The following is a 14,739-nucleotide window of genomic DNA, read 5'->3' as shown; positions in this document are numbered from 1 at the left end:
CTAGGCCGGTTTTTTTGCCCGCCGCCGGAGCCTTTCCCTATGCCCATCCGTGAGATCCGCCATCCGCTGATCCGACACAAACTTGGCCTTATGCGCCGCGCCGACATTAGCACGAAGAACTTCCGCGAGCTCGCTCAGGAAGTCGGTGCCCTGCTGACGTACGAAGCCACCAAGGACCTGCCACTCGAATCCTATGAAATTCCGGGTTGGTGCGGCCCTGTCCAGGTCGAGAAGATCGCCGGCAAGAAGATTACCGTGGTACCTATCCTGCGCGCCGGTATCGGCATGCTCGAAGGCGTGCTCAGCCTGATCCCGGGCGCCAAGGTCAGCGCCGTGGGCGTAGCCCGCAACGAGGAAACCCTGCAGGCGCACACTTACCTGGAAAAACTGGTTCCGGAAATCGACGAGCGCCTGGCCATGATCATCGACCCGATGCTCGCCACCGGCAGCTCCATGGTCGCGACCATCGACCTGTTGAAAAAGGCTGGCTGCAAGGACATCCGCGCCATGGTGCTGGTCGCCGCCCCCGAAGGCATCGAAGCCGTCGAGAAAGCTCACCCGGACGTGACCATCTACACCGCTTCCATCGATCAGAAACTCAACGAGCACGGCTACATCATCCCGGGCCTGGGCGATGCCGGCGACAAGATCTTCGGCACCAAGCAGAAGGACGCCTGAGCATGCAGGATGAGTTCAACGATCCGCTCTGGCGCCAGGTGCTGTCTGGCGCGCAGATGCTCTTCGTGGCCTTTGGCGCGTTGGTGTTGATGCCGCTGATTACCGGTCTCGACCCCAACGTGGCGCTGTTCACGGCGGGTCTCGGGACTCTGTTGTTCCAGCTCGTGACCGGGCGCCAGGTACCGGTATTCCTGGCCTCCAGCTTTGCCTTCATCACCCCGATCATTCTCGCCAAGGGCCAGTTCGGCCTGGCCGCGACCATGGGCGGCGTGATGGCGGCCGGTTTCGTTTATACCTTCCTGGGCCTGGCGGTGAAGATCAAGGGCACCGGTTTCATCGACCGGCTGCTGCCGCCGGTGGTGATCGGTCCGGTGATCATTTCCATCGGACTGGCCATGGCCCCGATCGCCGCCAACATGGCGATGGGCAAGGCCGGTGACGGCAGCGAGCTGATTCATTACCAGACGGCGATGATGATCTCGATGCCGGCGCTGCTCACCACCCTGATCGTCGCGGTGTTCGGCAAAGGCATCTTCCGTCTGGTGCCGATCATCTCCGGCGTGCTGGTGGGCTTTGCCCTGTCGTTCTACTTCGGTGTGGTCGATACCGCGAAGATCGCTGCGGCGCCCTGGCTGGCCCTGCCGCACTTCACCGCGCCGGAGTTCAACTGGCAGGCGATCCTGTTCATCGTCCCTGTGGCCCTGGCACCCGCCATCGAGCACATCGGCGGGGTGATCGCGGTCGGCAGCGTGACCGGTCGCGACTACCTGAAGAAGCCTGGCCTGCATCGCACCCTGTTCGGTGACGGCATCGCCACCACCGCCGCCGGCCTGTTCGGCGGTCCGCCCAATACCACCTACGCCGAAGTGACCGGCGCGGTAATGCTGACCAAGAACTACAACCCGAAAATCATGACCTGGGCGGCGATCTTCGCCATCAGCCTGGCGTTCATCGGCAAGTTCGGTGCGCTGCTGCAAAGCATTCCGGTTCCGGTGATGGGCGGGATTCTCTGCCTGTTGTTCGGTTCGATCGCGGCGGTGGGCATGAACACCCTGATCCGTCACAAGATCGACCTGGGCGAAGCCCGCAACCTGGTGATAGTTTCGGTGACCCTGGTGTTCGGGATTGGCGGGGTGTTGATCGGTACCGGTACCGGTCCGGACGACTTCGGCCTGAAAGGGATCGCCCTGTGCGCCATCGTCGCGATTGCGCTGAACCTGATCCTGCCGGGCAACGATGGCTGGAAGAACAAGAAGGCTGACGAGCCGCTGATCTGAGGATCTGCGTCAGCCGGAAACCTATCGCGGGCAAGCCTCGCTCCTACAGACGATGTCGGTCGTAGGAGCGAGGCTTGCCCGCGATGCTTTTACAACGCCAAAGGCGCGCGCTCGCACAAGGCGTTCAATGCCTTGGCCCATTGCGGGTCGTCGTTCAGGCACGGCACCAGCACCAACTCCTCCCCTCCCGCTTCGCGGAACTGCTCGCGACCGCGATCGCCGATCTCTTCCAGGGTCTCGATGCAGTCGGCGACGAACGCCGGGCACATCACCAGGATCTTCTTCACCCCCTGCCGGGCCAGCTCATCCAGACGCGCCTCGGTGTAGGGCTCGATCCATTTGGCACGCCCCAGACGAGACTGGAACGACACCGACCACTTGCCGTCCGGCAGCCCCATGCGCTCGGCGAATGCCCGAGCCGTGTTCAGGCACTGGCCGCGGTAACAGGTGGCGGCCACCTCGGGGGTTGCGTCGCGGCAGCAATCGCCGTCCAGGCTGTGGCCGGGATTGAGTTTTTTCAGGTGCCGTTCGGGCAAGCCATGGAAGCTCAACAGCAAATGATCGAAGTCCTGTTGCAGGTGCGGCCTGGCACTGGCCACCAGCGCGTCGAGGTACTCCGGCTGATCGTAAAACGGCTGCAGCACCGAAAGCTGTACATCCAGCTTCTTGTCGCGAATCACCCGCCGGGCTTCTTCCACCACCGTGGTCACGGTGCTGTCGGCGAACTGTGGATAGAGTGGCGCCAGGGTGATTTTCTTCTGCCCCTGGGCCACCAGACGCAACAACGCCGACTCGATGGACGGCTCGCCATAACGCATCGCCAGCTCCACCGGGCCGTGCTTCCACTCACTCGTCATGGTTTCCTGCAGACGGCGGCTGAGCACCACCAGCGGCGAACCCTGCTCCCACCAGATCGAGGCGTAGGCATGGGCCGATTGCTCCGGACGCTTGATCAGGATCAGCGACACCAGCAGCCGCCGGACCGGCCACGGCAGATCGATCACGTAAGGGTCCATCAGGAATTGATTGAGGTAGCTGCGCACATCCGCCACCGAGGTGGAGGCCGGCGAACCCAGGTTGACCAGGAGCAACGCGTGATCGGTCATGCAACGTCCTATTTCAGAGGCGGCTGGACAGGTCATCCAGGGCCGCGCGCAAATCAGTGAACTGGAAAGTGAATCCGGCGGCCAACAACCGCGCAGGGACCGCGCGTTGACCACCCAGCAACAACAACGACAATTCCCCCAGGCCGACGCGCAAGACAAAGGCCGGCACCGGCACTACCGCCGGCCGGTGCAAGACGCTGCCCAGGGTCTTGGCGAATTCGCGATTGCGCACCGGCTTGGGCGCGCAGGCATTATAAGGACCGCTGGCATCACTGCGGTGCAGAAGAAAATCAATCAGGGCGATTTGATCCTTGATATGAATCCACGGCATCCACTGCCGACCGTTGCCGATCGGCCCGCCCAGGGCCAGTTTGAAGGGCAGCAGCAAGCGCGACAAAAAGCCGCCCTCGGCCGCCAGCACCAGGCCCGTGCGAATCAGCACCACACGCACGCCCATGGCCTCGGCACGTTGCGCGGTCTCCTCCCAGGCGATGCATAACTGGCTGGCGAAATCCTCACTGACCGGAGGCGAGTCTTCGTTCAGCTCGCGCTCCCCGCCATCGCCATACCAGCCCACCGCCGACCCGGAGATCAACAACCCGGGTTTCTGCCCGCGGCTTTCCAGCCAGGCCAGGAGCTTTTCGGTCAGGGTAATTCGGCTGCTCCAGAGCAGCGCCTTGCGCTTGTGGGTCCAGGGCCGATCGGCGATCGGCGCTCCCGCCAGATTGATGATGGCGTCGACCGGCTCCTCCGCAAGTTCGTCCAGGCGGGCGATGCCGCGGACCTGGGTGCCACACAGTTTGGGCACCTCGGCAGGCCGACGACTCCATACGGTCAACTGATGGCCCTGGGTCAGCCAGTGACGGCAGAGTTGACGTCCTATCAAACCAGTACCGCCGGTCAGCAATATGTGCATGACATCTTCCTCGCGTGGCGTTTTACCCGGATCACTAGTCTATTTTTATAAGCAGGGATCTTTTCAATCGGGCAGGCTCTGTGTTTAACAATAGGACACCCTGTAAAACCGATAACGCCGAAAGCTATACCAAAAAACAAAATTGTACAGTTTTTAACGACGGCGTCTGCACAGAAAGGTAAACGAGGCCCCTATGACCGTACCCATCGCAATCATCGGTACCGGCATCGCCGGACTCTCGGCCACCCAGGCGCTGAGAGACGCCGGGCATGTCGTGCAACTCTTTGATAAAAGCCGCGGCAGCGGCGGGCGTATGTCCAGCAAGCGCAGCGACGCCGGCGCCCTGGACATGGGCGCTCAATATTTCACCGCTCGCGACCGGCGCTTCGTCACCGAAGTCCAGCGCTGGCAAGCCAATGGCTGGGCCGCCGAATGGGCGCCGCAGCTGTACAACTTCCATGGCGGCCAGCTCACTCCGTCGCCGGACGAACAGACCCGCTGGGTCGGCACCCCGCGCATGAGCGCCATTACCCGTGGCTTGCTGGGCGAAACGGAGGTGCATTTCGCCTGCCGAATCACCGAGGTCTACCGCGGCGAACAGCATTGGCACCTGCAGGATGCCGAAGGTTTCACCCACGGCCCGTTCAGCCACGTGATCATCGCCACGCCGGCCCCTCAGGCCACCGCTTTGCTGGCTGCCGCGCCAAAACTGGCGAGTGCCGCCGCCGGGGTGAAGATGGACCCGACCTGGGCCGTCGCCCTGGCATTCGAGACCGCGCTGGAAACCCCGGTGGAAGGCTGCTTCGTACAGGACAGCCCGCTGGACTGGCTGGCCCGCAACCGCAGCAAACCAGGGCGCGACAACAGCCTCGACACTTGGGTCCTGCACGCCAGCAGCACCTGGAGCCGCCAGCACATCGACCTGCCGAAAGAAGCGGTGATCGAGCAATTGCACGGCGCATTCGCCGAACTGCTGCACAGCGCCATGCCCGCCCCCAGCTTCAGCCTCGCCCACCGCTGGCTCTACGCCCGCCCGGCCAGCAGCCATGAATGGGGAGCCCTGGCGGATGTCGACCTGGGGCTCTATGTGTGCGGCGACTGGTGTCTGTCCGGTCGCGTCGAAGGGGCCTGGCTCAGCGGGCAGGAGGCCGCCCGCCGGTTGCACGAAAACCTGTAAGCGCATCACCCCGCGTAACCTTGCTGCTGTCGCCATGGACAGCAGCCTGTCTCCCCCGCACCAAAACCCGAAACATACTTCTGCTGATCGGACTGTTCCGAGATGAAGAAAAACGCGCGCCAAAATCTCCTGCGTTAGCCAGCCAGCAATCGAACGACTAAAGCCCAACGACCGACAGATGAGCAGGACGTAACCCGAAGGGCTGCGCAACAAACCTGTACAAAATATTTGACTTGCACACCTTTGATCCTATGATGAGGCAAAGTTGTACAAGATCATATTTTTTGTACATGAAAAACCGGAGCCCTGCACATGCCCAGCAATCCGACCCAGGCCGACAAACCGAGAATCGCCATCAGCGCCTGCCTGCTGGGTGCGCCTGTGCGCTACAACGGCGGGCACAAGGAATCGCGCCTGTGCAGCCAGGACCTCGCTGAGTTTTTCGAGTTTGTCCCGCTGTGCCCGGAAGTCGCCATCGGCCTGGGCACACCCCGCGAACCGATCCGCCTGGTGGGCGATCCGCGGCAACCGCGGGCCGTTGGCAGCATCAATCCAGCCATGGATGTCACCCAGGCGCTCACGGATTACGGCCAGCGCATGGCCGATGAACTGGGCAGCCTTTGCGGCTATATCTTCATGCAAAAATCTCCGTCCTGCGGCCTGGAGCGGGTCAAGGTCTACCAGGACCAGGGCCGTCCCGCCGAGCTCAGCGGGCGCGGAATCCATGCCCAGGCGTTCTGCAGCCGCCATCCGGACCTGCCGGTGGAAGAAGACGGCCGACTCAATGATCCGGTGCTGCGGGAAAACTTCCTGACCCGGGTGTTCGCCTACAGCGCCTGGCAGGATGTGCTCAGGCAAGGCCTGAGCCGTCGCCGCCTGACCGACTTTCACGCGCGCTACAAATACCTGCTGATGGCCCACAACCCGGAGCAATACAAGGCCCTCGGCACCCTGCTGGGCAACATGGGCCAAAGCGATCCGGCGCAGATCGGCCCCCGTTATTTCAGCCAGCTGATGGCGGCCCTGAAAAAGTGCGCCACCCGCCGTACCCACAGCAACGTACTGCAACACATCAGCGGCTATCTCAAGCAAGCCATCAGCCGCGAAGACAAACAGGAAATGCAGCACCTCATCGGCCAGTACCGACACGGCATCGTGCCGCTGGTGGTGCCGCTGACCCTGCTCAAGCATCACCTGCGCCGGCACCCCGATCCCTACATCGCGCAACAGGTGTACCTGCAGCCGCATCCGGAAAGTCTCAGCCTGCGCAATGCGCTCTGAACCATGAACGATTCGACGTTCGACGACCCGGATGCATCCGCCAGCGAATCCGATCGCGCCCATGGGCAAGGCTGGCTGCCGATTCGCGAGGTGACCCGCCAGACCGGGGTCAACGCCGTCACCCTGCGGGCCTGGGAACGTCGTTACGGGCTGATCGTGCCGCAGCGTACCGCCAAGGGTCACCGGCTGTTTTCGAACGAACACGTGCAACGCATTCTGAAAATCCTGACCTGGCTCAATCGCGGCGTGGCGGTCAGCCAGGTCAAACACCTGTTGGACGCCGAGCCTGCACTCGGCGAAGCGGCCCACAACGACTGGCACCTGCAACGCCAGAGCCTGATCCAGGCCATCAGCCAATTGACCGAGCGCCAGGTCGACGAAAGCGTCAACCAGGCCATGGCGCTCTACCCGCCGCGCACCTTATGCGAACACCTGCTGCTACCGCTGCTGGACGAACTCGAACAGCGCTGGCAGGGCCGCTTCGGCATGCAGATGGAGCGGGTGTTTTTCCATTCCTGGCTGCGCAGCAAATTCGCAGTGCGGGTCTATCACAACAACCGCCAACTGCAAGGCGCCCCTCTGCTGCTGATCAATCACTCGGACCTGCCGCTGGAGCCGCACCTGTGGCTCTGCGCCTGGCTGATCAGCAATAGCGACTGCCCGGTGGCAGTCTTCGACTGGCCGCTGCCCCCCGGTGAGCTGGCCCTGGCCGTCGAGCGCCTGAAAGCGCGGGGCGTGCTGCTGTACGCGAGCCAGTCGATCAACCTGCGGCAATTGCCACGTCTGCTCGGCGGCCTCGACTGCCCGGCACTCATCGTCGGCCCCGCGGTGAGCATCCACCCCGCCGAACTGGCCATCTGCACCAACCAGATCGCCAATCTGCACCTCGCCGCAGACCCACTCTCGGCGCACCAGGCCCTGACCGGGCTAGGACTTCTCTAAATGCAGGAACTCCCATGCAACTGATCTGGCTACGCAGCGACCTGCGCCTGCATGACAACACCGCGCTGAGCGCCGCCACCCAGCGCGGGCCGACCGTGGCCCTGTACCTGCTGAGCCCGCGGCAATGGCAGGCGCATGACGATGCACCGTGCAAGGTCGACTTCTGGCTGCGCAACCTGGAGCAGCTGAGCAGCGACCTGACCCGGCTGAACATCCCGCTGCTGATTCGCCAAGCGCCGAGTTGGGAGCAGGCACCCCAGGTGCTGCTGCAACTGTGCCGGGAACTGGCCGTCGAGGCGCTGCACGTCAACGAGGAATACGGCATTCACGAGAGTCGCCGCGATGCGGCGGTAGCCAGCCTGCTGAAGAGCCAGGGCGTGAGCTTCCACAGTTACCTCGACCAGTTGCTGTTCCGGCCCGGCAGTGTGCTGACCAAAAGCGGCGGTTACTTCCAGGTCTTCAGCCAGTTTCGCAAGGTCTGCTACAACCGGCTGCACAGCGCCCTGCCGCCACAGCTGGCGGCTCCCAGGGCGCAAGCCGCGCTGAGGATAAAAGCCGATGCGCTGCCCAGGCAGGTCGAAGGGTTCCCGACACCCGGCCCGCACCTGCAGGCGCTCTGGCCAGCCGGTGAAACCGCGGCGCAACAACGCCTGGCGCATTTTGCCGAGGCCCAGCTCGTCCACTACCAGGCCGAGCGCGACCTCCCGGCCAAGCCTGGCACCAGTCAGCTTTCGGCCTACCTCGCCGCCGGTGTGCTGTCGCCACGCCAATGCCTGCACGCGGCGCTGCAAAACAACCGGGGCGAGTTCGCCAGCGGCAGCCCCGGCGCCGTCACCTGGATCAACGAACTGCTCTGGCGCGAGTTCTACAAACACATCCTGGTGGGCTATCCACGGGTGTCCCGGCACCGGGCCTTCCGCCCGGAAACCGAAGCCGTGGCCTGGCGCGATGCCCCCGATGAGCTGGCGGCCTGGCAGCAGGCCCGCACCGGCCTGCCGATCATCGACGCAGCCATGCGCCAGTTGCTGGAAACCGGCTGGATGCACAACCGCCTGCGGATGATCGTGGCGATGTTCCTGACCAAAAACCTGCTGATCGACTGGCGCCAGGGCGAGCGCTTTTTCATGCGCCACCTGATCGACGGCGACCTGGCGGCAAATAACGGTGGCTGGCAATGGAGCTCATCCACCGGCACCGACTCGGCGCCCTACTTCCGGATCTTCAACCCGTTGAGCCAGTCGCAGAGGTTCGACAGCCAAGGGACTTTCATCAGGCACTGGCTGCCAGAGCTGGCGGAGCTGAATGAAAAAGATATCCACAACCCGGCCGCCATCGGCGGTCTGTTCGGCGTGGCCGATTACCCGCCGCCGATGGTCGATCTGTCGATGTCCCGCGAACGCGCCCTGGCGGCCTTCAAGAACCTGCCGTCACGGGGCGTTGCCGAGGGGTATCAGGAATAAGGTGACGGCAGGCGTCCGTCAGTGGTTTCACACAGCCTGCGGCCACTGCCTTACACTGCGCGCCTATGACCACTATTCCTGTCACCCAGATCGCCGAAGCGGCGGTCACCTGCTCGAGCTGCGCGGCCTGCTGCTGCCAACTGGAAGTGATGCTGATCACCGAAACCGGGGTGCCCGAGCGTTTTATCGACACCGACGATTGGGGTGGCGAAGTCATGCTGCGGCTGGATGATGGCTGGTGTGCCGCGCTGGATCGCAACAGCATGCTGTGCAGCATCTACGAACAACGGCCGTTGATCTGCCGGGAGTTCGAGATGGGGGAAGTGGACTGCCTCAACGAACGCCGCGGCATCGCCACGGCGTATCGCTGAAAAGGGTCTTACAACGGCATGGTGTAATGCAGCGAGTAGCTCTCTACACCGTCGTTGGGCGTCGCGATACCGGCGTTGGAATAGTGCGTGGCACGGAGACCGACTTCATGCCCGCCGTTGAACCGCAGGCCGAAACCGAAGCGGTCCTCGAACTGGAACGCCGAACCGAGCTTGTTGTCCTCCACCTCGGTGTTGGCGAACACCGCCACGCCGATCCCCGCCTCGATGTAAGGCTTGATGTTCTGCCCGGCAAATTCGTACACCAGCACTGGCGAGAACGACAGGCTGTGGTTGCTGGACTTCTCGTCGCCATCCCAGAAGGTATAGGCGCCGCTCCAGTAGCCGGTCAGGCGACCGACATCGCTTTGCAGCCAGCTTTTGTCCCAATCGAATTGCATGCCCAGGCGATAGGTCTGGGTCGAATCGCCGGTCTGCCCCACCGAAAACTCGACGCCGGCCGCCTGTGCCGAAAAACTTTGCCCCAATAGCGTGGCTGCAAGTGCAGCCAAACAAAACACTCGTCTCATCAGGAACATCCTTTTCAAACGATTTGTATGGTGTTGTACAGATTCCGCAGACACGTTAATAGAAATCAGCGCTTGAACAGAAGTTCAGCGCAAATCAGCGCTTCTGCAGGATTTATTTATAAAGCGAAGCTTTGCACCGCTCCCGCCTCTTTCCAGAGCAACGGCAGGATATGTCTGAAGTGACACGGATCGCCGCTGGTCCAGAACTGAGCCTGGCGTGCAGGCCCCGCGGCCAACAGCTCGCGCTCACCGAGCAGGCGCTCCAACTGGCGGGCCACCGCGGCCCCGGTATCGATCAGGCTGATGTCCTCGGGGATCATCGACTTGAGCAACGGCTTGAGAAACGGATAGTGGGTGCAGCCAAGGATGATGGTGTCGCAGCCGGCCGCCAGCAGCGGCTCGACATAACCCTGCAGCAGTTGGCGCAACGCGGGGCTGTGCAGGTCACCGGCTTCGATCCGCTCCACCAGGCCCGGGCATGGCCGGGTGATGACCTTGATGTCGGTGGCGAAACGATCGAGCAAGGCGGCGAACTTGGCACTCTGCAAGGTGCCGGTGGTGGCCAGCACGCCGACCACGCCACTGCGGGTCGCGGCGGCAGCCGGCTTGACCGCGGGCTCCATGCCGATGATAGGCCAGTCCGGATAATCCCGACGCAGGTCGGCGACAGCGGCCACGGTCGCGGTGTTGCAGGCCAGGACCAGTGCCTTGGCACCCTGCTCGCGGAAAAACCCGGCGACCAGGCTGCAACGCTGACGGATGAATTCGGGGGTTTTCTCGCCGTAGGGAATGTTGCCGCAATCGGCTACATATAGCAGCGACTCATGGGGCAGGCGCTGCTGGATCTCCGCCAGCACCGACAGGCCGCCGACGCCGGAGTCGAAGACGCCGATTGGCGCTTCACGCATGCCGGCCTCCACAGACGCTGCAGCCCGGGTCACGCTTGACCCGCAGTTCACGAAAGCGTGTGCCCAGGGCATCGATCAACAACAGGCGGCCCACCAGCGGCTCGCCGAACCCCACCAGCAGCTTCAACGCCTCGAGCGCCTGCAGGCTGCCCACCAGGCCCACCAACGGCCCGACCACGCCGGCTTCGCTGCAGGTCAGTTCGGCTTCGCTGCCGTGCCCATATAAACAGTGGTAGCACGGGCTCTCGGGACGCCGTGGATCGAACACCGACAGCTGCCCTTCCAGGCGAATCGCCGCGCCGCTGACCAGCGGCTTGCCGGCGGCGACGCAGGCGGCGTTCACCGCCTCGCGGGTGGAGAAGTTGTCGGTGCAATCGAGCACCAGGTCCACCGCCGTGACCGCGGCCGCCAGGGAGTCGGCATCCAGCGCGGCACGATGGGGCACCAGCTGGATTTCGGGATTGATCGCGGACAGGCGACGCATCGCCGAATCGACCTTGCTCAGGCCGACGCTGTCGGTGTCATGGATGATCTGGCGTTGCAGGTTGGTCAGGTCGACCGTATCGAAGTCGGCCAGGTGCAGCTCGCCGACACCTGCGGCGGCCAGGTACAAGGCCACCGGAGCACCCAGGCCGCCCAGGCCGACGATCAATACGCGGCTGGCCTTGAGTCGCAACTGGCCGTCGATGTCGACGTGCTGCAACAGAATCTGCCGGCTGTAGCGCAGCAACTCCTGATCGTTCAGCACGGCAGGCTTCCTAAGCTGATGCGTTCATGACCGCCCAGGTCGACACGGCTGTGCACCTCGGCGAACCCTTGGCTGAGTAACAGGTCGCGTACGGCCGGCGCCTGGTCGTAGCCATGCTCCAGCATCAGCCAGCCGCCGGCTTCGAGGTGCCCTGGCGCCTGGGCGATGATCAGGCGCAGATCGTCCAGCCCGTCCTTGCCCGCGACCAGCGCGCTCTCCGGCTCGAAACGCACATCGCCGGCTGCAAGATGCGGGTCGGTGTCGGCGATATAGGGCGGGTTACTGATGATCAGTTGATAACGCTCGCCTTGCAAAGCGCTGAACCAATGGCTGTTCAGCACCGTGACATTGTCCAGTTGCAGGCGCTGGCGATTGCGTTCGGCCAGGGCCACGGCCTCCAGCACCCGGTCGACCGCGGTGACCCGCCACGCCGGGCGCTCGCTGGCCAGGGCCAGGGCAATGGCGCCGCTGCCGGTGCCCAGGTCGAGCACCTTGGCCGGCGTGGCGGGCAGCAATTCCAGCGCCGCCTCCACCAGCAATTCGGTGTCGGGACGCGGGATCAGGGTGTGGGGCGCCACTTCCAGATCGAGCTTCCAGAAGCCCTGCTGGCCAAGGATATAGGCCACCGGCTCGCCGGAACGGCGCCGCTGCAAGTAACTGGCGAAGGTCAATGCCGCTTCGCTGGGCACGATCCGCTCGGGCCAGGTGTGCAGGAAGCTGCGCGGCTTGCCCAGGGCAGCGGCCAGCAGCAACTCGGCATCCAGGCGGGCCGTGGGCGAATCGGGCAATTGGGCGGCGCGTAACAGGCTGGCGATGATGGTCATTTATGTTTACTCGCCCAGCGCCGCAAGTTGATCGGCCTGGTACTCGGCCAGAAGTGGCTCAATCACCGCTTCGACGCCACCGGCAAGGATTTCATCGAGGGAGTAGAGGGTCAGGTTGACCCGGTGATCGGTCACCCGACCCTGGGGAAAGTTGTAGGTGCGGATGCGCTCGGAGCGGTCGCCCGAGCCCACCAGCAGCTTGCGTTCGCTGGCGATCGCATTGGCCGCGGCGCTGGTTTGCTGGTCGTTGAGCTTGGCCGACAGCCAGGACATGGCGCGCGCCCGGTTCTTGTGCTGGGAACGTTCTTCCTGGCACTCGACCACGATGCCCGACGGGATGTGGGTAATACGGATCGCCGAGTCGGTCTTGTTGACGTGCTGGCCGCCGGCGCCGGAGGAGCGGTAGGTGTCGATCCGCAGGTCCGCCGGGTTGATCTCGATGGCTTCCTGTTCGTCCGGCTCGGGCAGCACCGCCACGGTGCACGCCGAAGTATGGATGCGGCCCTGGGATTCGGTGGCCGGCACCCGCTGTACACGATGGGCGCCGGATTCGAATTTCAGCTTGCCGTAGACGTTCTCGCCTTCGACCCGGGCGATGACTTCTTTATAGCCGCCGTGCTCGCCCTCGTTTTCCGAGAGGATCTCCAGCCGCCAGCCACGCCGCTCGGCATAACGCGAATACATGCGGAACAGGTCGCCGGAGAAAATCGCCGCCTCGTCGCCGCCGGTGCCGGCGCGGATTTCCAGGAACACGTTGCGCCCGTCGTTGGGGTCCTTGGGCAGCAGCATGCGTTGCAGGGTGCTTTCCAGCTCGACCAGTTGTTCCTTGGCCTCGCGGACTTCTTCCACCGCCATTTCGCGCATGTCCGGATCGCTGTCCTTGAGCAGCGCCTGGGCGCCCTCGAGGTCGGCCTGGACCTTGAGCACCTGTTTATAGGTCTCGACGATCGGCTCGACTTCGGCGTACTCCTTGGAATAGGCGCGGAACTTGGCCTGATCGGAAATGACTTCGCCGTCGCCAAGCAACGCGGTCAGTTCCTCGAAACGGTCCTGGAGGACATCCAGCTTATTGAGCAGTGACGCTTTCATTGCGGTTTTTTATCCGAAGAGTCCGAAGCGCCCTCACCGAGGGCAAAGAGTTCCTGGGCCATGGCCAGCGCATCCAGGCGGCCTTCAGCGGTCAGCTTTTTCAACTGGACGCTGGGCGCATGCAGCAATTTGTTGGTCAGGCCGCGAGCCAGTTGCATCAGGACGTCTTCGGCGCTGCTGCCGTTGGCCAGCATGCGCTGGGCCTTTTGCAACTCTTCGTCGCGCAGGCGCTCGCTCTGCTGACGATACGCCTTGAGCACATCCACCGCAGCCAGCTCGCGCAGGCGCACCATGAAGTCCTCGGCGCCGATGTTCACCAACTCTTCCGCTGCCTGTGCCGCGCCTTGGCGGCTCTTGAGGTTTTCGGCGACCACTTCGTGGAGATCGTCGACGGTATAGAGGTAAACGTCGTCCAACTCGCCGACTTCCGGCTCGATATCCCGGGGAACGGCGATATCCACCATGAAGATCGGCTTGTGCTTGCGCAGCTTCAGCGCACTTTCCACCGCGCCCTTGCCCAGGATCGGCAGCTGGCTGGCGGTGGAACTGATGACGATGTCGCTGTGCACCAGCTCCTGAGGGATATCCGACAGCAGCACGGCATGGGCTCCAAACTGTTCGGCCAGGGTACTGGCGCGCTCCAGGGTGCGGTTGGCGACCACGATGCGCTTGACCCCCAGGTCATGCAGGTGGCGGGCGACCAGGGTAATGGTCTCGCCGGCGCCGATCAGCAGTGCCTGGCTGCGCTGCAGATCGCTGAAAATCTGTTTCGCCAGGCTCACCGCGGCAAAGGCCACGGAAACCGGGTTTTCGCCGATGGCGGTGTCGGTGCGCACCTGCTTGGCGGCGCTGAAGGTGGCCTGGAACAACCGCCCCAGCAGCGGGCCAATGGTTCCGGCCTCACGCGCCACGGCGTAGGCGGATTTCATCTGCCCGAGGATCTGCGGTTCGCCCAGCACCAGCGAGTCCAGCCCCGAGGCGACACGCATCATGTGACGAACGGCCGCATCATCTTCGTGCACATAGGCACTGGCGCGCAGGTCTTCGAGGCTCAGATGGTGGTACTCGGCCAGCCAGCGCAGCACGACATCCGCCGAAAGGTGATCCTGTTCTATATAGAGTTCACTGCGATTGCAGGTGGAGAGGATCGCAGCTTCGCGGCTGTCGGTGAGGCGGCAGAGCTGCTGCAAGGCCTCAACCAACTGCTCAGGGGTAAAGGCCACGCGCTCGCGGACGTCTACTGAAGCAGTCTTGTGGTTAATACCGAGTGCGAGGAAGGCCATTCAAGGTCGCTGATGATGTCGAGAAGCCGACAATTGTCCTACTTCGAAAGATTCAGAACAACCACTGCCGACTATTGTCCCAATAGACTGCCTCTGTAAGGCATCCGCTGAGTCTCGGTTATGTTTGGCCGAAGGCTTGTGTCATGATGATC

General features: G+C 63.4%; 15 protein-coding genes. 7 read left to right on the top strand and 8 right to left on the bottom strand.

Annotation, left to right across the window (positions count from 1 at the left end; genetic code table 11):
* The first annotated feature begins 39 nt into the window (after window positions 1-39).
* Window positions 40-678: a uracil phosphoribosyltransferase gene (gene upp / locus NRG23_RS24740; RefSeq protein ID WP_007928379.1), complete on the top strand. Its 639-nt coding sequence runs from the start codon at window positions 40-42 to the stop codon at window positions 676-678.
* Window positions 679-680: 2 nt separating this feature from the next.
* On the top strand, window positions 681-1,955 hold the full coding sequence (locus NRG23_RS24735; protein WP_041984212.1) for a uracil-xanthine permease family protein: 1,275 nt from the start codon (window positions 681-683) through the stop codon (window positions 1,953-1,955).
* Window positions 1,956-2,044: 89 nt separating this feature from the next.
* On the opposite strand, the gene hemH is transcribed toward NRG23_RS24735, so the two are convergent.
* Both hemH and NRG23_RS24725 read right to left on the bottom strand, forming a co-directional pair.
* Window positions 2,045-3,061: a ferrochelatase gene (gene hemH / locus NRG23_RS24730; RefSeq protein WP_016703574.1), complete on the bottom strand. Its 1,017-nt coding sequence runs from the start codon at window positions 3,059-3,061 to the stop codon at window positions 2,045-2,047.
* Window positions 3,062-3,074: 13 nt separating this feature from the next.
* A complete protein-coding gene (locus NRG23_RS24725) occupies window positions 3,075-3,977 on the bottom strand; it encodes a TIGR01777 family oxidoreductase (protein WP_028683377.1) in 903 nt (300 codons plus the stop codon).
* A 193-nt stretch (window positions 3,978-4,170) separates the two neighbouring features.
* Between NRG23_RS24725 and NRG23_RS24720 the strand changes: the two genes are divergently transcribed.
* From NRG23_RS24720 to NRG23_RS24700, 5 genes are all read left to right on the top strand, one after another.
* Entirely contained in the window at window positions 4,171-5,154 is a 984-nt protein-coding gene (locus NRG23_RS24720) for an NAD(P)/FAD-dependent oxidoreductase (RefSeq protein ID WP_009050779.1), read from the top strand.
* Window positions 5,155-5,466: 312 nt separating this feature from the next.
* Complete coding sequence (locus tag NRG23_RS24715) at window positions 5,467-6,435, top strand: DUF523 and DUF1722 domain-containing protein (RefSeq protein WP_016703575.1); 969 nt, start codon at window positions 5,467-5,469, stop codon at window positions 6,433-6,435.
* 3 nt (window positions 6,436-6,438) lie between these two features.
* Window positions 6,439-7,377 carry a MerR family transcriptional regulator gene (locus NRG23_RS24710; RefSeq protein WP_009050781.1) on the top strand — a complete coding sequence of 313 codons (939 nt, stop codon included), beginning with the start codon at window positions 6,439-6,441 and terminating at the stop codon, window positions 7,375-7,377.
* 14 nt (window positions 7,378-7,391) lie between these two features.
* Entirely contained in the window at window positions 7,392-8,837 is a 1,446-nt protein-coding gene (phrB, locus tag NRG23_RS24705) for a deoxyribodipyrimidine photo-lyase (RefSeq protein WP_257372594.1), read from the top strand.
* A 65-nt stretch (window positions 8,838-8,902) separates the two neighbouring features.
* Window positions 8,903-9,208, top strand: a complete 306-nt coding sequence (locus NRG23_RS24700; protein WP_009050783.1) for a YkgJ family cysteine cluster protein — start codon at window positions 8,903-8,905, stop codon at window positions 9,206-9,208.
* 8 nt (window positions 9,209-9,216) lie between these two features.
* Here the strand turns inward: NRG23_RS24700 and NRG23_RS24695 are convergent, their stop codons facing one another.
* The 6 genes from NRG23_RS24695 to hemA form a co-directional block, all read right to left on the bottom strand.
* Window positions 9,217-9,735: an acyloxyacyl hydrolase gene (locus NRG23_RS24695; protein ID WP_009050784.1), complete on the bottom strand. Its 519-nt coding sequence runs from the start codon at window positions 9,733-9,735 to the stop codon at window positions 9,217-9,219.
* Between the two features lie 116 nt (window positions 9,736-9,851).
* Entirely contained in the window at window positions 9,852-10,643 is a 792-nt protein-coding gene (gene murI / locus NRG23_RS24690) for a glutamate racemase (protein WP_009050785.1), read from the bottom strand.
* Complete coding sequence (locus NRG23_RS24685) at window positions 10,636-11,391, bottom strand: molybdopterin-synthase adenylyltransferase MoeB (RefSeq protein ID WP_023967387.1); 756 nt, start codon at window positions 11,389-11,391, stop codon at window positions 10,636-10,638. Before NRG23_RS24685 ends, murI begins: the two co-directional genes overlap by 8 nt.
* Entirely contained in the window at window positions 11,385-12,215 is an 831-nt protein-coding gene (prmC, locus tag NRG23_RS24680) for a peptide chain release factor N(5)-glutamine methyltransferase (protein WP_028683382.1), read from the bottom strand. The genes NRG23_RS24685 and prmC overlap by 7 nt, the downstream gene beginning before the upstream one ends.
* Before the next feature lie 6 nt (window positions 12,216-12,221).
* On the bottom strand, window positions 12,222-13,304 hold the full coding sequence (gene prfA, locus NRG23_RS24675) for a peptide chain release factor 1 (protein ID WP_007928353.1): 1,083 nt from the start codon (window positions 13,302-13,304) through the stop codon (window positions 12,222-12,224).
* Complete coding sequence (gene hemA, locus NRG23_RS24670) at window positions 13,301-14,587, bottom strand: glutamyl-tRNA reductase (protein WP_009050788.1); 1,287 nt, start codon at window positions 14,585-14,587, stop codon at window positions 13,301-13,303. The genes prfA and hemA overlap by 4 nt, the downstream gene beginning before the upstream one ends.
* Window positions 14,588-14,739: the final 152 nt, after the last annotated feature.

The sequence above is a fragment of the Pseudomonas sp. T8 genome (assembly GCF_024610635.1).
In the GTDB taxonomy this organism is placed as follows: domain Bacteria; phylum Pseudomonadota; class Gammaproteobacteria; order Pseudomonadales; family Pseudomonadaceae; genus Aquipseudomonas; species Aquipseudomonas chlororaphis_I.
The sequence above is the reverse complement of the archived record's forward strand: the minus strand, read 5'-3'. Positions and strand labels throughout refer to the sequence as shown.